The organism is Psychrobacter aquimaris (assembly GCF_016107525.1).
Taxonomy (GTDB): Bacteria; Pseudomonadota; Gammaproteobacteria; order Pseudomonadales; family Moraxellaceae; genus Psychrobacter; species Psychrobacter aquimaris.
Genome location: NZ_JABASR010000011.1, coordinates 111,445 through 131,251, shown reverse-complemented (window position 1 = coordinate 131,251; position 19,807 = coordinate 111,445). Strand labels below are relative to the sequence as shown.

Genomic DNA, 19,807 nt, shown 5'->3' with positions numbered 1-19,807 from the left:
CTAAGCAATACGCCAAAATGCATCAACTAATAATAGCTCTATAAGGTCGTGAGGCCTTGATGGCTGTCACGTAAACACAGTTGACAATAATGGCGGTTTTGCTAAAGTAGCTAACATCACTATTATTTATATTTTATTAAGGACAACTTTATGGCCAATCCTATTGTCAGTCGCGCAGAACTTGCGATCGGCGGTAAGCCAATGACGGTCAAAGGCGTGATTCAAAAGACCAGTCTATTACTTGGATTATCTGCTATCACTGGTGTGGGCTTTTTCTTTTATGCCCTTATGGCAGGTTTGTCGCAAGGCTTTATTACGATGGCTGCATTCGGTAGTATGTTTGCCGCCTTTGGTCTCGCGCTTTTTATCACTTTTAAACCACACAAAGCCAAAACATTTGCAGTCCCTTATGCGCTTTTAGAAGGCATATTTTTAGGCGGTATCTCACTGTTCTTTATGCGGATGTATCCGAGTGTACCAGTGACCGCTATGTGTGCGACATTCGTAACGGCAGCCGTTATGCTAGGGCTATATCGCTCAGGTCTGGTCAAGGTGACTGAAAAGTTCCGCTCAATTGTGACCTCAGCATTGATTGCGATTATGCTGGTTTATGTGGCGCAATGGGTACTTTCTTTAGCGTTTGGTTCAAGCTTACCTTTCTTATTTGAAGGCGGCGCTATCGCTATCGGCTTTAGCTTGTTTGTGATTGTTATCGCATCTTTCACGCTATTACTAGACTTCGATAATATCGATCGCGGTGTGGCAATGGGCGTCTCTGAAGACTACGAATGGTTATTTAGTATTGGTATTCTTGCTACTCTCGTGTGGATGTACATTGAATTTATGCGCCTGCTAAGTTACTTACAAGACTAATTTAAAAACCAGTTAATCGTCATTTAAATAAAAAACCGCCTTAGCTATTTATATATAGTTAAAGGCGGTTTTTTTGTGGGTAAGCTTTGTAGGCTTATTTAAATTAAGTACATTTTAGAGAAACTAAGCACGCTTTAAGCGTAGCGCATTTAATACCACAAACAATGAGCTTAGTGACATACCAATAGCAGCTAGCCAAGGTGGCACATAACCTAACGCTGCTGGTATTAGCACACAGCCATTATAAATGAGTGCCCAGCGAAAGTTTTGTTTGATAATACGTTCCGTTTTATCAGAGATACGTTTGGCATCAGTGATAGCGTCGATTTGACCATTTAAGATAATACTGTCACTCGATACTTGTGCCAAATCTGCCGCACCTGCAATAGAAGTCGAGACATCTGCTGCTGCTAGCACCGGCGCATCATTGATACCGTCTCCTACCATCAGCACTACGCCACCTTCCCCCTGTAGTTTTTGAATGTGAGTGACCTTGTCTGTTGGCGACAGACCGTTGTAAGCAGAATGCATCCCTAAATTTTCAGCCAACACCAGCGCTTGCGGGCTTGGGTCACCAGTCAACATAACTGTCTCAATACCTAACTCTTTAAGCGTATCGAGCATGGCTTTGGCGCTATCACGCACTTTGTCATTGAAATAGAAGCATGCCAGCGCTTGCCAAGTGACCAAGTCATTTTGTTGACAAGATAAAACCACCGCTGAGCTGGCGCGCTGTGATACTAAATCAATGACCATATCATTATTGGCATCATTCAACGCAAAATCCACATGACCAATTCGATATAATACGCCATCAATCATTGCCTCGACGCCCCCTGCTGGATAATGCTGTAAGGCCTGCGTTGATGGCAAATGCAACTGATAGGCAGCGGTAAGCAGCGCGTGTGCGATAGGATGGCGGCTGCCCACTTCTAAGGCGGCAGCGATTGCTAGTAGTGTATCTTTTTGCTCAGCTGGCACTAAACTGTCGAAATTATCTGAATGGTCTCCCTCATTTAGACTTATAGGTTTTACGAGCTCAATATTTAATAAATTCGGCTTACCATAAGTGAGAGTGCCCGTTTTATCAAAGGCCACATGGGTTATCTCAGCGAGCGTCTGTAGCGTATGTCCACGGGTGGTCAAAAAGCCATAGCTTGCCAGTCGATTGGTCGCTACCGTCAGTGCAATCGGTGTCGCTAAAGACAGCGCACAAGGGCAAGTAGCGACCAATACCGCGACCGTTGCCCAAATAGCTTGGCTTGGGTCAACGATATACCAGCCAATGAACACCAAGACGGACAATACTAAAATGCGGGCGACAAACCAACGAGCCAGCTTATCTGCTTGCTGTGCCAGTTTTGGCTTTTCACTCATGGCACGGTTCATCAGCCGATCAATCAAACCAATTTGGCTGTCTGCCGGCAATGCTGTTACCAGCATCTCAAACGGTTGGCTATCGTTTTGTGCACCACCAACGATATAGTCACCTTGGGTCTTGATAATCAAGTCGCCCTCACCCGTCAATAGGCTTTGTGAGACAGTAGCCGTTGAGCTGAGCAAAATACCATCACTGATAATTTCAGAGCCAGCCTCAACTAAAATGATGTCACCCACTTGTAAGCTATGAGCCGTGACCATTTGTTTTTCTTTTGCTTTATCCTCTGTTGTCGATAAGATTGACTTTTGAGTAAGCACGCTTTGCCAATCTTGTGCAATTTTTGATGTGAGCTGATGGATGTTAGCGTCCATGCTTTGCATAAAATTAGGCGTCGGATTGGCTGATGTGCTCGCCTCATTTGTATCCAAATTACTGACTTGATTGCTCATGTCTTCATTTTCAGCTATTTCTTTCAGCTCATTTTTCTCTAGCTGCTGTAATATAAGCTCAGCTGCTTGCTTATCTTCCGCAACTTTCTGTACCAGTACAGGCTCAACCACGACCAAATCATTGGCCATGGTGGCGGCTTTTAGGCGAGCATTATGTTCAATGTAACGCCCTGCCAGCAAAAAGAAAATAAACATGCTGACCGAATCGTAATAGGTTTCCCCTTGGCCAGTAATGGTGGCATATAGGCTGGCGAAAAAGGTCACAATCAGCGCAATACTGACGGGCACATCCATATTCACCTGCCGCGCACGAATTGCCGACCACGCTGAGGTGAAAAACGGGACACCCGCATAAAAGAAAACGGGCGTACTGACGAATAAAGACACCCAGCGCAAAAAATCGCGCTGAAATATTAGCATGTCGCTGTATTCACCAAAATAGATGGCAACGGCATACATCATCGCTTGCATTGAACCTAAAGCGGCGATGCCCAATCTTATGAGCATTTGATTGTTATGACGCGCCAGCATAGCCTCATGCGTATCTTGACGATAGGGCTTGGCTTCATAGCCTATTTCATTAATCACCGCTAGAATGCGGCTAATTGGCAGCTTATCCTCGTTCCATATGACTCGCATACGCTGATTGGTCAAATTCACCTGACATTTACTGATGCCCTCTAACTCATCGAGACGCGACTCAATTAGCCAAGTACACGCCGCACAGCGTAGGTTATTGACGGACAGCTCTGCAACCGACAGTCCGTCTTGTGCATAGACAAACTGTGATTTGATCTCGTCATGGTCATAGGCCTCAAGGCGAGTCAACTGCGTCGGTAGACTTGCCGTGCGATTGATCTCTGAGCGATCCAGATAATACTGTTCAAGTCCTGCCTCTACGATGCTTTGAGAGGCTAACTGACAGCCCATACAGCACATCTCCCGCGACTTACCCAATATCTCAGCATGGAACGGCGGCTGCGGTACAGGATCACCGCAGTGGAAACAGTGACCTGCGAGTGGTAGTACTAAACCTTCGATGATAGAGTTATCTTCATAGTGATGGCTGGTGGTCGAGGCCATGGCTGAGGGGACATTGGACATAATCGCGCTTACTTCCTTTAGACAGGTTTGCTCGAACCTTATTCGCTTTGAATAAACTTACTATCATTAACGAGACTCAATGCCTATGCAGAACACCTATCTAAAACAGCTATTTTAAATAACTCTCAGCACGGCTCGCAAAAAACAAAACAATAACGGCAGCGGTTAATTCATAAAAAACACATCGTTGGCGCATTGCTAAACTGCTATCGTGAATGACTATATGACATGAAACTGATATGACACTTATACTGCCAATCGAAAGCTTTTAATGCTTTAGTACCACTGGCTGTGTTTTAACAGAGATTATACTATAAGCAAGTGCTGTGAAGAGCATAACTACTCACCGCTTACAATCAATGAATGCCTGCGTTGACGATGATAGATTGAAAAATTTGTCAATTTGCGTCATTATGAGGCAGTTTTTTATCCCAAAATGGTGCGACATCAGTGCAAACATCCAATTCCAAGTTACCAAATACCAAGTTAACACAGCCCTCTAAATCTGTTAACCACACGCTACCTTCACAGCAGCGTGGGTTGGTATTTAGTAGTCTTATCTTAATTGTCATTATTGCTGGCATGGTGCTCTTGGCACTATATTTAATCAAACTTGATCGCACCATTACCCATAAGTTCGAGGGTAAGCGCTGGGACATTCCTGCCAAAGTGTATTCGCAGCCGCTTGAATTGTATCAAGGCGCGAGTGTCGATAAAGATACGATGAAGACATGGCTGGAGTTGCTTAACTATCAAAGCAACAAAGCTTATGATCGCACAGGAACCTATCATAGATCAGGTAATACCTACTTTATTCATACTCGCGGTTTTACTTATAGCGCCAACGATGTGGATAAAGAGCAAGTCATAAAAATGACCATTGCTGGTAATAAGATTGAGTCCGTACAAAGTACTTTACCTGCCAAAAGCGGCATCATTCGCTTAGAGCCGGTGAATATCGGTGGCATTTATCCTGACAGTAATGAAGATCGTTTGGTCGTCTCGTTAGATGAAGTGCCACAACCACTCATTGATGCGTTAATAGCCACAGAAGACCGCGCGTTTTATGAGCACAAAGGCGTCTCTATACGAGGCATTGCACGCGCCGTACTGAACAATTTCTCTGGCGGCTCTAGACAAGGTGGCTCAACCATCACTCAGCAGCTGATTAAAAACTTCTATCTCAACTCAGACCGTACGCTGAAGCGCAAAGCCAACGAAGCGTTAATGGCGGTATTGCTCGAGCTACATTATAGCAAAGATGAAATTCTACAAACGTACCTCAACGAGATTTATTTGGGTCAAAACGGCAACCGCTCTATTAATGGTTTTGGCTTGGCATCACAGTTTTACTTTGATAAGCCACTGAATGAGCTGCGCTTGGATCAGCAAGCCCTACTAGTCGGTATGGCAAAAGGCCCGAGTATCTATAACCCACGTCGCCATCCAAACGATTCAAAAGCGCGCCGTGACGTCGTGCTGGGCAACATGCTAGCCGTTGGCTCACTCAGTCAAGAAGACTATGAGAAAGCGCTAAAGCAGCCACTTGGTGTCGTGGACAAACCTGTCGAAGGCAAAAGTCAATTCCCTGACTTTTTGGATATCGTCAAGCGTGAACTTAATACCGTGTACTATTCTGATGACCTCAAAAATGAAGGTCTTATCATTATCAGTACTTTAGACCCTATTGCACAATTAGCCGCAGACAAAGCGGTTGATAGAAAATTGGGTGAGCTGCGTCGTAATAGTAGCAAAACTAAAGACTTGCAAGGTGCTCTAGTGAGTGCCAATCCTGAGACTGGTGAGCTGGTCTCTGTGGTGGGTAGTGGCAGTGAATTTACTGGCTTTAACCGCGCGGTCGATGCCAAGCGCCAAGTAGGTTCGTTATTGAAGCCTATCATTTATATGACAGCGCTTGAAAGTGGACGCTATAACCTCGCAAGCTCAGTCGATGACTCACCGATTACCGTGAATCTAAGCGATGGCACCAAATGGAACCCTAAAAACTATGACAAACGTGATCATGGTTATGTGCCATTTACCACCGCTTTGTCAAAATCTTATAACCAAGCAGCGGTACGCTTAGGTATGGAGTTTGGAGTCGATACCTTTGCCAAGCAGTTACAGCGCATGGGTATTAAAGAAAAAATACCACCCTATCCATCAGCATTGTTAGGCTCTGTCAATCTTAGCCCGATGGATATGCTTGGTGTCTATCAAGTCTTTGCAACTGGTGGCTTCCGTACTCCTATCCATAGTATTCGCACCGTCATTGATGATCGTGGCCGTATTTTACAACGTACTGGACTTAATACTCAGCGTAGCATTCCGCCTGAGACCAACTTCTTAATTAACTATGCTTTACAAGATGTGGTCAAAAACGGTACTGCCAAACGCGTGCAATCACTTGGTAGCAATCTAAATCTTGCTGGCAAAACAGGTACCACAAATGATTACCGCGATGCTTGGTTTGCAGGCTACAGTGGCAACTATGTCAGTGTGGTTTGGGTTGGACGTGATGATAACAAGCCAATTGGTTTGAGCGGCGGTACTGGTGCATTGCCAGTTTGGGTTGACTATATGAATCGCTTGAAGCTGACGCCTGTAGCACTACCAGAGCCTGAAGGTATCGAATGGTTGTGGCTCGAAAACAACTCAGGCAAGCTATCTAATGAGCGCTGTGCGGATGCACGCTATCTGCCTGTCTTGTCGGCGCATTTACCAGAAGAAGCCAGCAGTTGCGCCATCGGCTTATATCAACAAGATCGTGCTCGCGAACAGATACAATGGCAAAACCAGCAAGGCACTATCAATCAGCAGCGCCGCCGTGAAGGTTTAGAGATTCCAAATGGCGAAGCTGTTGATAGTGACAGCCAAGAAAACAGTGGTGGGTCAAATGGTAATGATGCAGAAAGTCGTGCCGATACTTGGTATGATCGCGCTGTTGAATGGTTCTAAAATTATTTGTGAAACTTAAAAAAGGTCTCAATATAATGTTATCTCTCAAGCAAACTGTACCAGCTAGGTCAGCCGTCATAACGCGGTCTATAAACGTCAAGCCAGCCAATACAGCTAACACGATGCTGGCAGTCAGTGCTCTAGCTGGCATGTTGAGTTTGAGCGCTTGTCAGACTGCGCCTACTGCATCTACCGCGATGAAAACCATACCGACTCAAACGCTCCCATCATCGCAAAAATCCAATGCCCCCATAGCGACTGTGACGCAAGCGCCTATTGTCAGAACAGAGGAAGAAGGCGACTATCCCATTGAACCTTATGATTCCTCTGAACCAACCGAATTAACAAATCCGTTGACTCGAGAGACGCCTGTATTCACACCATCTAACCCTGTGTTGACCCAACCTGATGCCGTTATTATCATTCCTTCGCCTGATGACTATATCATCTCTGAGCCATCAGCACCGTCACATAATGAATTGCTAGAACAGGCAAGAAAAAACTCGCAGCAACGGACACAGAAAGCTGCCACTAGCAATAGCGACCTGCCAGCGTTTCGCAATTTGATGCAAGCGGGTATCAGTCAACTAAAAGCTGGTAAACTGACCAATGCTGAAAACAGCTTTACCCGTGCACAGCGCCTAGCACCTAAATCTTCTGCGGTGTACTTTTATTTGGCGCAAGTAGCATTAAAAAAGAACCAGCCGCGCAAGGCAGAAGCCATGGCACGCCGTGGTCTGAGTGTTTCTCAAGATACCAGTCGTCGCCGCGCGCTGTGGCAGATTATTTTGCAATCAGGACAAACCCAAGGCAACGCTCGCGTCATCAGTGAAGCGAAGCAAGCCTTACGCTAATATCAAGACATATCAAAGTGAATAGATACCAAGTTCATAACTTTGTAGCCTATTCACTTTTTATATTTTACAGACACATCACTTATCCAAAATATACATTTATTCTTAATTAAGGTTATCGTTATGGCATGGCAACAACTGCATTTACAATGTGAAAAAGCAAACGTCGATTTGGCTGAGGCACTGCTCCTAGAAGCAGGTGCATTATCAATCGCCTTAGACGACGCAGGTGACCAGCCTTTATTTGAGCCATTACCTGGTGAATCACCGCTATGGGATGAGGTTATCTTAACAGGGCTATTTGATGCGACCACCGATGCTGGCAGTCGTCAGGCGGTCGAGCAGCTCAGTCATGAAATCGCAGCACAAGTGCAAGCCACCCGTATCTGGCTCACGGCTGTCGATGATAAAGATTGGGAGCGCGAATGGATGAGCAATTACCATCCTATCGAATGTGCCAATAATTTATGGATTGTACCTAACTGGCTGACGCCGCCCAATCCTGAGGCGACCAATATCATTATGGACCCTGGCCTAGCGTTTGGCACAGGCTATCATGCCACTACCCGTTTATGTCTTGACTGGTTAACAGAACAAGATCTAAAAGACAAAGTGGTGATTGATTATGGTTGCGGTTCAGGTATTTTGGGCATTGCCGCTTTGTTATTGGGTGCACGCCACGTTTATGCCGTCGATATCGATCCGCAAGCGGTGCTGGCAACCAATCAAAATGCAGCACGCAATCACGTTGGAGATCGTCTACAAGCCTTCTTACCAGAAGAATTTACTGACTACTGCTCACAAAACGATGTGTTACCTGTAGATGTAATCGTTGCAAACATTTTAGCCAAGCCGCTCATTGGTTTAGCGCCTTATTTCTCTACCTTAATCGCACCAAAAGGTCGCATTGTATTGGCGGGTCTAATAGAGTCGCAAACCGAACAAGTAACGGCGGCTTATCAACCTTATTTTGCACTTGATGCAAAGCATGCTTTTACAGCGCAAGAAGACCAACATTGGCAGCGTTTATCTGGTACATTTACAGGCTAGCAACATTTAATTACATCTGTTACGATAGAGGGCAGTCAAATGTTATGTGTTTGACGCCACTCTGTCCTTGCTCATGATTCATGGACATTTAAAGCTGCCATAAACGGCAGTATTAACACTATAGGCAACTATTAGCGAGTGGCTAAGCGGTATTGATAACCATACTTTTTTGGATTCGACCCTATGACCACGCCAATAAAAACTCAGTGCCCTCATTGCCAAGCTTGCTTTAAAGTACAACAAACACAGTTGAATAAAGTAAATGCCACCGTTAGCTGTGATCAATGCCAACAGAGTTTTTTGGTTAATAAGCATCTTATCGTGACTGCCGATGCTATCAATACTTCTGCTATTCAAGAAAATACAACGACTGATACCAATGCGACAGCCGATCCAAGTGGGCATTCTGCGCAGACCGCTGACAATCGTAATAAAAATCAAGGTGCAGCAGGCGCTTCTAAGTCATCCTTCACCCATCCACATTCAAAAAACGTTTCATCTGATACTTTAATTGATGATGATTTGATTCATGATGGACTAATCTATGATGATATGGATACCGATGAGCCAGAGGAAAGCATTTTAGAGTACGATTCTCTAGATAGTATGGATGCTTGGCTGACTCAAGCCAGCAATATAAATAACAGCAGTTATAATTCTACAGCAGACAATCAATCATCAAATAACCTCTCTAAGAAAATAGATAAAAATAATCCTTCATCAGCAATGAAGTCATCTGGTGCTACAATAGAAAACTCCGCATCAGCACAGATGGCACTCAGTTCAGCAGCAGCTAATGATATTCATGCCAATGTGGATGATACTGCGGACAATTCTTGGCTCGAAAAACTTCTCAAAGAACAAAATAAAAGCGAAGAACCACAACAAGATGAGACCGATTTGTCACAACTGTTGCTCGATATGGGTGTACCACTTAAAGATGAAGCGTCAACCTCTGAAGAACGTGTCAGAAAAGCACAAGCAAAGTTTACACCTACGCCGCAGAGACGTTCTATCGCATCCTTATTATGGACACTCGGATGCTTAGTATTAGCACTGCTACTTTTTGCTCAATACGTCATTTTTAACTTAGAAACTTTGGTAAAAAACCCAATTCATGCAGAGCGTCTACAAGCAGTATGTACGGTCGCTGCCTGTAGTTTACCTAGTGCCGATCTAACAGCATTCACGATTACCAACCTCAATCATAAACCCAGTAAGATTAAGATGGATGGGAAGTCTAGCGACGTGAGTGCCACATTAAGCAATCAAAGTGCCAAAGCGCAGCTGTATCCGAATGTTAAAGTCAGCGTATACGGCGCAAATGATTTGATTGGAGAATTCATTGCCACGCCAGCTGACTACCTATTAAGCAAACAAAGCCAATTAGCGGCTGACAGTAGTCGAAACATACTGTTTACAGTACCTGTTGCCAATAGACAAATTCGAGAAGTGACTATAAGTCCTCTGTATTGAATGGGCAATTATTAACGAAACCGCTATCTATAAATAACGTCATCTCCAAAACTTCAGTCGCAAGAAAAACGCGAGGACGTAAAAAATTCAGTAGATTTAGGCGTTTTTAGCCCATTTAGATATTCATCGACTGGATTGAAAACACGCCCTAGTCATACTGCCGCTAATATAGCGTTAATCTGTCAGCGCTAAACGATATTAATTTGATATAATACGCTGATATCTTATGGTTTGATTATCCCCAATCCCAAGGACATTATCTTATGGCTCCTCATGCACAGCATAATGCCAATCATTTTGCTACAAGCTCTGAGCATCCTGCCGATTATAGTACAGCCGACCATCAGCCGACTCACCATGTTGACTCCTCATTAGACAGCTATGCGAGCCACCGGCATGAACCACTTCACGTACATGTGGAGCGTGTGGTCCGACAGTATTTTGCGATGCTAGGCGATGAGATGCCGACCGACTTATATGAGCTTATTTTAAAACAAGTCGAAGAGCCGCTATTATCGGTTGTCCTTGAAAAAACTCGAGGCAATCAAACCAAGTGTGCGCAAATCTTGGGTCTGAATCGCGGCACTTTACGCAAAAAACTCAAAACTTATGACTTAATGTAGCATCTGCTATATGCAATTCTCTGTCTTTATTACCAATCATTACGTATGGCAATTTAATGTTATTGACGCTATCCACCATGATATTGTCTGCAACAATTGTCATTGTCACCTTGCCAGACGTTTACGTCAGGCTTTTTTTATGGAAATTTTCTTATGAGTACAACCCCACTTGCTCTATTGTCAGTCTCTGATAAATCTAATATCGTTGAGTTTGCCCAAGGCCTTATTAAATCAGGCTTTGGCTTACTGTCTACTGGCGGTACTTATCGTTTACTCACAGAAAACAATGTCGCTGTGACCGAAGTATCAGATTATACGGGTTTCCCTGAGATGATGGATGGCCGTGTCAAAACGCTACATCCTAAAATACATGGTGGCATCTTAGGACGCCGTGGTACTGATGATGCCGTAATGAGTGAGCATGCAATTGACCGTATTGATTTGGTTGTCGTGAATTTATATCCGTTCGCTGAAACTATTGCTCGTGCGGATGTCACCATGCACGATGCTATCGAAAACATCGACATCGGTGGTCCTACGATGGTGCGTTCTGCAGCGAAAAACCATGCCCATGTGGGTATCGTGACCGATCCAACAGATTATGAGCGCATACTTGCCGCTTTAGGTGATGGCACCGAGCTGACACCCGCTTTGCGCTATGACTTAGCAGTTAAGGCTTTTGAGCATACGGCACAGTACGACGGGATGATTGCCAACTTCTTAGGTAGCCGTGTAAATGAAAGCCAGCAGCCTGAGAATTTCTCACGTACCTTTAATGTGCAACTCGAAAAAGCACAGGATCTACGCTACGGCGAAAACCCACATCAAAACGCCGCTTTTTATACCGAAAACCATCCGCTAAAAAGCCAACAGGCCTCTATATCAACTGCTAAGCAACTACAAGGTAAAGCACTGTCTTATAACAATATCGCCGATACTGATGCTGCCCTTGAGTGCGTGAAAGCCTTCAGTGCACCTGCTTGCGTTATCGTTAAGCATGCCAACCCTTGCGGTGTCGCTGTCGATAACGATCAAGTAACCGCTTATAACACCGCCTTTAGTACTGACCCTGAATCTTCTTTTGGCGGCATCATTGCCTTTAACCGCCCATTGACCTTAGCGGCAGCTAAAGCCATTATCGACAATCAGTTTGTAGAAGTTATTATTGCACCAAGCATCGAAGATGGTGTACTTGAAGCGACAGCTGCTAAGAAAAATGTACGTGTATTGGTGTGCGGCGAACTGCCAGCGCCAGATCAACGCGATAGCCAGCTTGACTACAAGCGCGTCAACGGTGGCCTTTTAGTACAAGAGCAAGATCTTGGTTTGATTACGGCCAATGACTTAAAGATTGTCACTGATGTACAACCAACAGAAGCACAAATCGCGGATCTATTGTTCAGCTGGAATGTAGCAAAATACGTCAAATCTAATGCAATTGTTTATGCCAAAGGTCAGCGTACTATTGGTGTTGGTGCTGGTCAAATGAGCCGTGTCAACTCAGCTCGTATCGCCGCTATCAAGGCTGAGCATGCTGGATTGGCTACTGAAGGTGCTGTTATGGCATCAGACGCCTTCTTCCCGTTCCGTGATGGCATCGATAACGCTGCCCAAGTTGGTATTGCTGCTATTATCCAGCCAGGTGGTTCTATGCGTGATGATGAAACCATCGCTGCGGCAAATGAGCATGGTATCGCGATGGTATTCACTGGTATGCGTCATTTCCGCCATTAAATTGTCCCGTATTACTTAAAATATTGGCATTAATAGCAGCAATAAATATCGTATCGCTATTAATGCTAAATTTTGATGATAAAAATAATACTCATTAAAAAAAGCCACTGTAAACAGTGGCTTTTTTATGCTTAAGATTTGATAGGATTATTTAGAAAGAATGACTAAACAAGTGCCTCATACTTCCTTTGACACCTTTATGTCTAACGCCCTTGCGCGTTCGCGATATTGGCGTCATTAATTTCAACTTTATACACTAAGCGTAGATAATCCAAGTAATCTTGTAGCTGATCTTGCCCCAAGTTATCACGAATGATGGCAGCCGTTTGTACTCTTTGCATATCAGACAATGGTGACTGTTGTTCTGTTTTAATACGATCACCGACCAACAAGGTCGCACCCATCTCAGTCTCACTCGCAATAGCAACGACACCATTATTAGCCGCTTGCTGACTAAAGGCCAATCCACGTTCTTTCTCTGTCAGTAGCGTGGTTTGGCGATTTACTTCACCTAATGATTGGAAACGTACTGGCTGTTTATTGATATCAGCGGGCGTCTTAATACCAGCGGCTAATTTCTTAGCCTCTTTTAGCGCCAATTCCGTGGCTTTTTCTTGGCGTAATATCTGAGTGATTCTTGGCGTAGCAGCAGATAAGCTAAGCGTTTTAGTAGGGCGATAGTTACTTGGCTGCACCCATACCGTCCCGTTACCAACTTCAATACCTGCGGTCACTGCCTGATCTTGAATCGTAAACTCATCAAAAGCCTGCTTAATCACTGCTGGTTGTGATAGCTCCGACTTGTTGTTTTCTTTACGGTAATCTTTGATACGTTTTAACGTTACGTTCTCTTGCTGAGCAATATCTTCAATGCTAAAGCCATCTGCTGCCAAGTCATTAATCGCCGTCACTTTATCTGCATAGATTTCTTGACGCTTATATTCCTTGGCTTTTGCCGTCAACTCTGCACGCATACTTTCTAGACTTGGTACTTTGCTACCATTGTCTTCGGTTACGGTAAATATCTGATAGCCAAAGCTGGTCTTGATAGGTGCTGTTACATCACCAACACTCAAGCCTTCTAAAGCCTTCTCAACCGCTGCGGCATCATTACCAAACACAGAGGGGTTAAAGGTACCAATATCGCCGCCTGTTGCTCCTGATGGATCATCTGACTCGGCTTTAGCCAATGCCGCAAAAGACTCACCTTTATCCAAGCGAGCTTTGATTTTAGCCGCTCTTGCCTTTGCGTCTTTACCCGTCAAGAGAATTTGACTGATTTTACGCTCATCGACGACAGCTAGCCCTTGCTTGTAGGCTTCATATTGCTGCTGCAAATCCTCGTCCGTAACCTCATTCACCTGAATGGTTTTAGGACTTAATTGCAAATATGCCAAATCTACCATCGCCGCACTTTTTAGTGTGTCTTTATTGGCATCATAATAGGCTTGTATATCGCTTTTGCTTAACTTGACCTGATCTGCATAGTCTTGCCAATTAAATCGATGCAGCCAGATATTGCGCGACTCAAGTTGTAAGTCAATCAATTGACTGACCGCTTGCATTGGATATACTGCCGTGCCAACGATACTGGCATTGAGCTGATCAAGGCTTAACTGATTACGGAACTCAGAAAATAGCTGATCTTTCGTCATACCACGCTGGCGCAAAAAGTTTGAGAATTGCTCGTTAGAGAAATTACCTTCTGCGTCCTTAAAAATTTCTTCTTGACGCAATAAACGATTAATCGTGTCGTCAGAAACTGTCATACCAAGCTTGCCTGCTTGCTGCTCCAATAGCGTACGATCAATGAGACCTTTGAGCACTTGCTCGTGCAACACATCTTCATTCAATAGACTGGCATCATCAACTTGTTCTAGTATTTCAGTACGACGGTTATTTACGGCAGTCTGATACTCGGACAACCCTACGCTTGCTTCACCCACCTGAGCGATTTGGTTGGGATCGACCCCGCCTCCAAAATAGCTTTCGACACCCAATAGAGCGAGCGGCGATAGGCATAAAATCAATAAAATGCGACCTGGCCAGCTTTTTAAGAAATCGCGCAATTTATCCATAGTTATCTCTGCTTTATAAACCTATATTGATGAAAAACCATTGTAATATTACTATTAATATCAACGCTATCTAAGCAGGCAATGGTAAGAATAAGAACGTGTGAATTTGATATAGAACAACAAGACTGAGTAAAACAGCCTTATTTGAACAACGCATCTATCGCGCGCCCTATGATACGTGATTTTTGATGCAGACTCAAAATATTCACGTGGTATGATACAAACTATAGCGATAAAAAAAGCACCTAATATCTAGGTGCTTTTTTATGATTCATACCATGACTTATTAGCCATGCTATAAACCATATTATGCTTTACTATTAGTAAATGCCGTATTCATTCGTATATTACGTCGTTATACAGCGTCTACTTTTAAAAGAACGGCTTAGTTTAAGCGCTCTTTTAAGTTTTTACCTGCTTTAAAGCTTGGTACTTTGCTTGCTGGAATGCTAAGCTCTTCACCCGTCTTAGGGTTACGGCCAGTACGTGCTTTACGGTCTTTTACGCTGAAAGTACCAAAACCAACCAATGAGATGCTATCGCCAGCTTCTAGCGCTTCACCAACACTTTCCATAACAGCATTCAATGCATCGCCAGCTTGGGTTTTGTTTAGGCCACTTTTGTCTGCGATGCTATCAATTAATTCTGACTTATTCATAAAATTTCCTTCAAGTTTAAGGGGGATAATAAACGCTCACGCCAAGCATTGTAACGCTCTCATAGCATTTAAGCAATAAAAACTGCCTGACTGGCGTATTAACAGGTTTCGCTTTGTTATCGTCTTTATATCAAGGCAGCATAAGGAGCGCAAGCGATTTTACATATTTTTGCCTACTGTACTACGTATTTGACACTCAATGTTACGCAAAGCCTCTGCAACGGTTATAACGGCTAGCAACCTTGCATTTTTCTAACGTTGACTTAGCTAGTCAACCTCTATACTGCCTGATCGTTCAAAGACATGTCATCTCTTACTGATGCATTACCAGTCATAAATATTAGTGTCCTTGTTGACTATCAAATTGTAAAGTAATAATTTTCCAACTGACAGAAACTAGCGTTACTTTTTACTATAAAGGCGTTACTATAAGCAAAATATCATTGTACCTTTTGGGTCAAGTTTGACTCTTGTTTGTCTTTTGCCTCTAATTTGCCAAATATAAAACGGATTATTTACATGAAGCGTTCTACGTTGTCCCACTCTTTTCTTAATATCATTCTGGTGTTCATCGAGTCGGCGCTGACACTATTGCTACGTTTAGATCCCGAACTACGTAAAGCCGCTTATCCACTTGCCAAGCAAGGTACTGTCGTGGCGCTACGCTTATATTTACCACATGTTGAGGTATTTGCCACTTTTAGTACCAAAGGCGTATTATTAGACGCACAATTACCTATTGACCGCAGTGAACCTGACGTCATCATCAATGCTTATAGCATCCAAGTTATCAATGCGATCACTACTCATGACAGCGAAACCACCGAAAAACTACAAATGCGCGGCGAGTCTGTCCAAGTACAGTTGGTCAAGCAGTTTATTATGCAACTCGGTCTTGGTAGCTTAATTCAAGGTCTGATTAAAAAAATAAAAGGTGGCAAAGGTAAAACTAAGCCGTCTGATGCTGAAATGGCCGAAAAAAAGGATCACTATAAGCTGCGTATTAAAGAGCAACAAACCCAGATAAATACATTAACCATTAAAAACCGTGAGCTTGAAACCACTGTTAAAGAGTTACAAAGCAAACAGAAGACCTTGATGATTGTGACTGTTGTAGCGCTTGTCATTATGATCGCAGCCATTATCGCGCTATTGATGAATTAATTTCACCAATGAAAGGTTGCTTACCTTACCGAATGCGTTTGATGCCGATTACGCGATATTAAACGCTTATATGATTAGGGCGTGTTGAATATTCAACACGCCCTAATATAATTCATAGACGTTAAAGAAAAAACTTAGAACTCAAACCTCAAGACTGTATTTTAGTATTTTAAAAATACTAGGAATCAATGTTTTCAATCTTATCTCCCCTCCTTTTAATACCATTGTTTTTATCAATCATAGTAATAAGCTCGATTAACCATTCAACCACACTTTAATCTTGACTAAATTACTCAGGATTAAGTATAATTGGCTTAATCGTTGCACACATCGGGTTAATTATCTGCTGTTTAATAACGATAAGACACAACTTAGCTATTATATGATTCCATCAGTAGCTTCCATATTACTTACAAGCTGCCACCACTATCATTTTGCTGAGGTCGTTGTTAAATAAAAATGACTTAAAAGTTTGGAGATAACACATGCGTTTGACTACTCGAGGCAGATATGCCGTTACTGCGTTACTAGATTTGGCATTACAGACCAGCCAACAAGACACTGCAGTCTCCTTATCTGATATCGCCAAGCGGCAATCGATTTCTATCTCTTACCTTGAACAACTGTTTTCCAAACTTCGTAAACGTGGTCTTGTCACTAGCATCCGAGGTGCAGCAGGCGGCTATCATCTAGCCAAACCATTGCATGAGATAGACGTGATGAGCATCATATCTGCCGTCGATGAATCGGTTAATGCGATGCAGTGCGAAGGACGTGGCGACTGTCAAGGTGGTACAATGTGCTTAACCCATGATTTATGGTGTGCACTGTCCAATCATATCGAACAGTACTTGAAAAATATAACATTAGCGCAATTATTAGACATGGAAAATGTGCAGTCAGTGTCAGAGCGTCAGCACAACTCTACCAAAGAGATTTCCATAAAAGATATCAACACTATTACCCTATCGAACAGCGAGGCAAACCCAGCATGAGCCAACATAACAACCTTATATACTTAGATTATGCCGCCACCACACCAGTTGCAAAATCAGTAGCTGCTAAGATGAGCGAGTATCTGACAGTAGATGGCATCTTTGGTAACCCAGCCTCGCGCTCGCATGGCTATGGTTGGCAAGCAGAAGAAGCTGTAGAAACAGCGCGTCAACAAGTGGCTGAAGTCATTAACGCTGATCCACGCGAAATCGTCTTTACTTCTGGTGCAACAGAATCAGATAACTTAGCCATTAAAGGTGCAGCGCATTTTTATCAATCTCGTGGTAAGCACATTATTACCAGTAAGATCGAACATAAAGCGGTATTAGATACGTGCCGTGAGCTTGAGCAAGAAGGTTTTGAGATTACTTATCTTGAGCCACAACCAAGCACGGGTCTTATTTTGCCACAGCAAGTGAAAGAAGCCCTACGTGACGATACTATCTTAGTATCACTCATGATGGTAAATAATGAGCTTGGCACGATTACTGATGTCGCTGCAGTTGGTGAAATCACTCGTGAAGCGGGTGTGGTGTTCCACGTCGATGGCGCACAATCTGTTGGTAAAGTATTGATTGACCTTGAAACCACGAAGATCGACTTGATGAGCTTTTCAGGTCACAAAGCCTACGGTCCTAAAGGTATTGGTGCATTATTTGTTCGCCGTAAGCCACGTATCCGTTTGAAAGCAGAGCAGCATGGCGGTGGTCATGAGCGCGGTATGCGTTCAGGTACATTACCGACACATCAAATCGTTGGTCTTGGGGCAGCATTTGCTTTAGCCAATGAGCGTTATGAAGAAGACCATGCACATGCAGCAAAACTACGCCAAAAACTGTGGGATGGTCTACAAGATATCGAAGAGATTTACCTAAACGGTGATCTTGAAAACAGTGTACCTAACATTGTAAACATCAGCTTTAACTTTGTTGAAGGTGAATCGCTAATGATGTCACTTAAAGACTTGGCTGTATCATCAGGCTCAGCCTGTACGTCAGCGACGCTTGAGCCATCATATGTATTGCGTGCTATCGGTCGCCCAGACGAATTGGCGCACAGCTCAATCCGCTTCAGCTTCGGCCGTTATACCACTGAAGAAGACATCGATACCGTTATCAAGCAAATGCATGAAGCTGTTGATAAATTACGTGCTCTATCACCACTTTGGGATATGTACCAAGAAGGTGTTGATTTGAATTCAGTCGAATGGGCTGAGCACTAAAATAAAGTATAGATAGTAATATCGTATTCAATGTATTTAATAAACGATTGATCAGACAATTAAAATTAAGTGTTTGACCCCAATTATCGATGAGTTGGTAGTGTTTCAAAGATTAATAACCTACCACTCATCATCTAACCAGGAGAAAACCCCATGGCCTATAGTGACCAAGTTATTGATCATTACGAAAACCCACGCAACGTTGGCAATCTTGATAAGAATGCTAAAAATGTTGGTACCGGTATGGTTGGTGCCCCAGCATGTGGCGATGTGATGCGTCTACAAATTCAAGTTGATGATAACGGCATCATTGAAGATGCACGCTTTAAAACTTATGGCTGTGGTTCAGCAATCGCTTCAAGCTCGCTCGTTACTGAGTGGCTAAAAGGCAAAAGCTTGGATCAAGCGGGCGAAATCAAAAACAACGATATCGCGAAAGAACTGGCCTTACCACCAGTAAAAGTGCATTGCTCTGTACTTGCTGAAGACGCCATTAAAGCTGCTATTAGCGACTATAAAGGTAAGCATAGCGCAGCAGTAGAGACAGAAGAAACGGCTAGCTAAACCTGTTAGCGGAAGTATTGTAGTTCTAAGTACACGGTCTTAATGGCAGTACTTTAGTAGTCGATGTATTGAACAGCTACTAACGCTAAAGAGGTGACAATAACGCTAATGTAATTGTCACCTTTTATTTTCTAGCGATTATTAACTGGTCGTTATTAAGATTATTTTGGCAAGTGCGCTATTTTCATTGCCAGTTTATACAGATTTTTTGATTGATATTTATTATTGATAGTCAATGGGAGTTGGCATGATTGAAATGACAGAACGCGCCGCTCAGCATGTTCGAGACTTTTTGGACAATCGCGGCAAAGGTGAAGGTATTCGAGTGGGTATCCGTACCGCGGGTTGCTCAGGCTTAGCTTACGTTTTAGAGTTTGTAGATACCCCTGATGAAAATGACACGCGTTACGAAAGCCGCGGCGTTAACATCTTTATTGATCCTAAAAGTTTGGTGTATTTAGATGGTTTGTTGATGGACTACGAAAAAGAAGGTCTTAACGAAGGCTTTAAGTTCACCAATCCTAATCAAAAAGGCGAATGTGGTTGCGGTGAATCTTTTACCGTCTAATGAACGAAAGGTTGAAAACCCTTTAGTTTAGAGTTTACCGACTCTATATTTAAGT

15 protein-coding genes are annotated in these 19,807 nt (G+C 43.3%); 12 read left to right on the top strand and 3 right to left on the bottom strand.

Annotation, left to right across the window (positions count from 1 at the left end):
* Window positions 1-150 precede the first annotated feature (150 nt).
* On the top strand, window positions 151-873 hold the full coding sequence (locus JFC10_RS10995) for a Bax inhibitor-1/YccA family protein (RefSeq protein WP_193012950.1): 723 nt from the start codon (window positions 151-153) through the stop codon (window positions 871-873).
* Between the two features lie 123 nt (window positions 874-996).
* Here JFC10_RS10995 and JFC10_RS10990 read toward each other — a convergent pair whose 3' ends face one another.
* Entirely contained in the window at window positions 997-3,807 is a 2,811-nt protein-coding gene (locus tag JFC10_RS10990) for a heavy metal translocating P-type ATPase (RefSeq protein ID WP_198332841.1), read from the bottom strand.
* Between the two features lie 450 nt (window positions 3,808-4,257).
* On the opposite strand from JFC10_RS10990, the gene mrcB reads away from it, so the two are divergent.
* The 6 genes from mrcB (at window position 4,258) to purH (ending at window position 12,502) form a co-directional block, all read left to right on the top strand.
* Window positions 4,258-6,765, top strand: a complete 2,508-nt coding sequence (gene mrcB / locus JFC10_RS10985) for a penicillin-binding protein 1B (protein WP_198332840.1) — start codon at window positions 4,258-4,260, stop codon at window positions 6,763-6,765.
* A 35-nt stretch (window positions 6,766-6,800) separates the two neighbouring features.
* Window positions 6,801-7,619 (top strand): tetratricopeptide repeat protein, encoded by an 819-nt coding sequence (locus JFC10_RS10980; RefSeq protein WP_227685823.1) that lies wholly within the window; start codon window positions 6,801-6,803, stop codon window positions 7,617-7,619.
* Window positions 7,620-7,742: 123 nt separating this feature from the next.
* The gene (gene prmA / locus JFC10_RS10975; RefSeq protein WP_198332838.1) at window positions 7,743-8,669 is read left to right on the top strand and encodes a 50S ribosomal protein L11 methyltransferase; all 927 of its coding nucleotides are present in this window, start codon (window positions 7,743-7,745) and stop codon (window positions 8,667-8,669) included.
* Window positions 8,670-8,852: 183 nt separating this feature from the next.
* A complete protein-coding gene (locus JFC10_RS10970; RefSeq protein WP_198332837.1) occupies window positions 8,853-10,145 on the top strand; it encodes a DUF3426 domain-containing protein in 1,293 nt (430 codons plus the stop codon).
* Between the two features lie 263 nt (window positions 10,146-10,408).
* Window positions 10,409-10,768: a helix-turn-helix domain-containing protein gene (locus tag JFC10_RS15130; RefSeq protein ID WP_193012956.1), complete on the top strand. Its 360-nt coding sequence runs from the start codon at window positions 10,409-10,411 to the stop codon at window positions 10,766-10,768.
* A gap of 153 nt (window positions 10,769-10,921) precedes the next feature.
* A complete protein-coding gene (purH, locus tag JFC10_RS10960; RefSeq protein WP_198332836.1) occupies window positions 10,922-12,502 on the top strand; it encodes a bifunctional phosphoribosylaminoimidazolecarboxamide formyltransferase/IMP cyclohydrolase in 1,581 nt (526 codons plus the stop codon).
* A 203-nt stretch (window positions 12,503-12,705) separates the two neighbouring features.
* On the opposite strand, the gene JFC10_RS10955 is transcribed toward purH, so the two are convergent.
* Window positions 12,706-14,580, bottom strand: coding sequence for a SurA N-terminal domain-containing protein (locus JFC10_RS10955; RefSeq protein WP_198332835.1), 1,875 nt, complete (start codon window positions 14,578-14,580; stop codon window positions 12,706-12,708).
* 385 nt (window positions 14,581-14,965) lie between these two features.
* Entirely contained in the window at window positions 14,966-15,238 is a 273-nt protein-coding gene (locus JFC10_RS10950; RefSeq protein ID WP_045445077.1) for an HU family DNA-binding protein, read from the bottom strand.
* A gap of 519 nt (window positions 15,239-15,757) precedes the next feature.
* Here JFC10_RS10950 and JFC10_RS10945 point away from each other — a divergent pair.
* The 5 genes from JFC10_RS10945 to iscA all read left to right on the top strand — a co-directional run bounded on the left by JFC10_RS10945 (window position 15,758) and on the right by iscA (window position 19,752).
* Complete coding sequence (locus JFC10_RS10945; RefSeq protein WP_193012959.1) at window positions 15,758-16,402, top strand: hypothetical protein; 645 nt, start codon at window positions 15,758-15,760, stop codon at window positions 16,400-16,402.
* 485 nt (window positions 16,403-16,887) lie between these two features.
* Window positions 16,888-17,397 carry an Rrf2 family transcriptional regulator gene (locus JFC10_RS10940; protein ID WP_198332834.1) on the top strand — a complete coding sequence of 170 codons (510 nt, stop codon included), beginning with the start codon at window positions 16,888-16,890 and terminating at the stop codon, window positions 17,395-17,397.
* Entirely contained in the window at window positions 17,394-18,620 is a 1,227-nt protein-coding gene (locus JFC10_RS10935; protein ID WP_198332833.1) for an IscS subfamily cysteine desulfurase, read from the top strand. The genes JFC10_RS10940 and JFC10_RS10935 overlap by 4 nt, the downstream gene beginning before the upstream one ends.
* 153 nt (window positions 18,621-18,773) lie before the next feature.
* Window positions 18,774-19,184: a Fe-S cluster assembly scaffold IscU gene (iscU, locus tag JFC10_RS10930; RefSeq protein ID WP_198332832.1), complete on the top strand. Its 411-nt coding sequence runs from the start codon at window positions 18,774-18,776 to the stop codon at window positions 19,182-19,184.
* Window positions 19,185-19,431: 247 nt separating this feature from the next.
* Window positions 19,432-19,752 (top strand): iron-sulfur cluster assembly protein IscA, encoded by a 321-nt coding sequence (gene iscA, locus JFC10_RS10925; protein WP_045445072.1) that lies wholly within the window; start codon window positions 19,432-19,434, stop codon window positions 19,750-19,752.
* Window positions 19,753-19,807: the final 55 nt, after the last annotated feature.

Excerpts from the sequence above, each read along its gene's own strand:
- JFC10_RS10935 (WP_198332833.1), top strand. The coding sequence starts at position 17,394 with ATGAGCCAACATAACAACCTTATATACTTAGATTATGCCGCCACCACA.
- JFC10_RS10945 (WP_193012959.1), top strand. The coding sequence starts at position 15,758 with ATGAAGCGTTCTACGTTGTCCCACTCTTTTCTTAATATCATTCTGGTG.
- JFC10_RS10995 (WP_193012950.1), top strand. The coding sequence starts at position 151 with ATGGCCAATCCTATTGTCAGTCGCGCAGAACTTGCGATCGGCGGTAAG.
- JFC10_RS10955 (WP_198332835.1), bottom strand. The coding sequence starts at position 14,580 with ATGGATAAATTGCGCGATTTCTTAAAAAGCTGGCCAGGTCGCATTTTA.
- JFC10_RS10950 (WP_045445077.1), bottom strand. The coding sequence starts at position 15,238 with ATGAATAAGTCAGAATTAATTGATAGCATCGCAGACAAAAGTGGCCTA.
- JFC10_RS15130 (WP_193012956.1), top strand. The coding sequence starts at position 10,409 with ATGGCTCCTCATGCACAGCATAATGCCAATCATTTTGCTACAAGCTCT.
- JFC10_RS10980 (WP_227685823.1), top strand. The coding sequence starts at position 6,801 with ATGTTATCTCTCAAGCAAACTGTACCAGCTAGGTCAGCCGTCATAACG.
- JFC10_RS10990 (WP_198332841.1), bottom strand. The coding sequence starts at position 3,807 with ATGTCCAATGTCCCCTCAGCCATGGCCTCGACCACCAGCCATCACTAT.
- JFC10_RS10970 (WP_198332837.1), top strand. The coding sequence starts at position 8,853 with ATGACCACGCCAATAAAAACTCAGTGCCCTCATTGCCAAGCTTGCTTT.
- prmA (WP_198332838.1), top strand. The coding sequence starts at position 7,743 with ATGGCATGGCAACAACTGCATTTACAATGTGAAAAAGCAAACGTCGAT.
- JFC10_RS10940 (WP_198332834.1), top strand. The coding sequence starts at position 16,888 with ATGCGTTTGACTACTCGAGGCAGATATGCCGTTACTGCGTTACTAGAT.
- iscA (WP_045445072.1), top strand. The coding sequence starts at position 19,432 with ATGATTGAAATGACAGAACGCGCCGCTCAGCATGTTCGAGACTTTTTG.
- iscU (WP_198332832.1), top strand. The coding sequence starts at position 18,774 with ATGGCCTATAGTGACCAAGTTATTGATCATTACGAAAACCCACGCAAC.
- purH (WP_198332836.1), top strand. The coding sequence starts at position 10,922 with ATGAGTACAACCCCACTTGCTCTATTGTCAGTCTCTGATAAATCTAAT.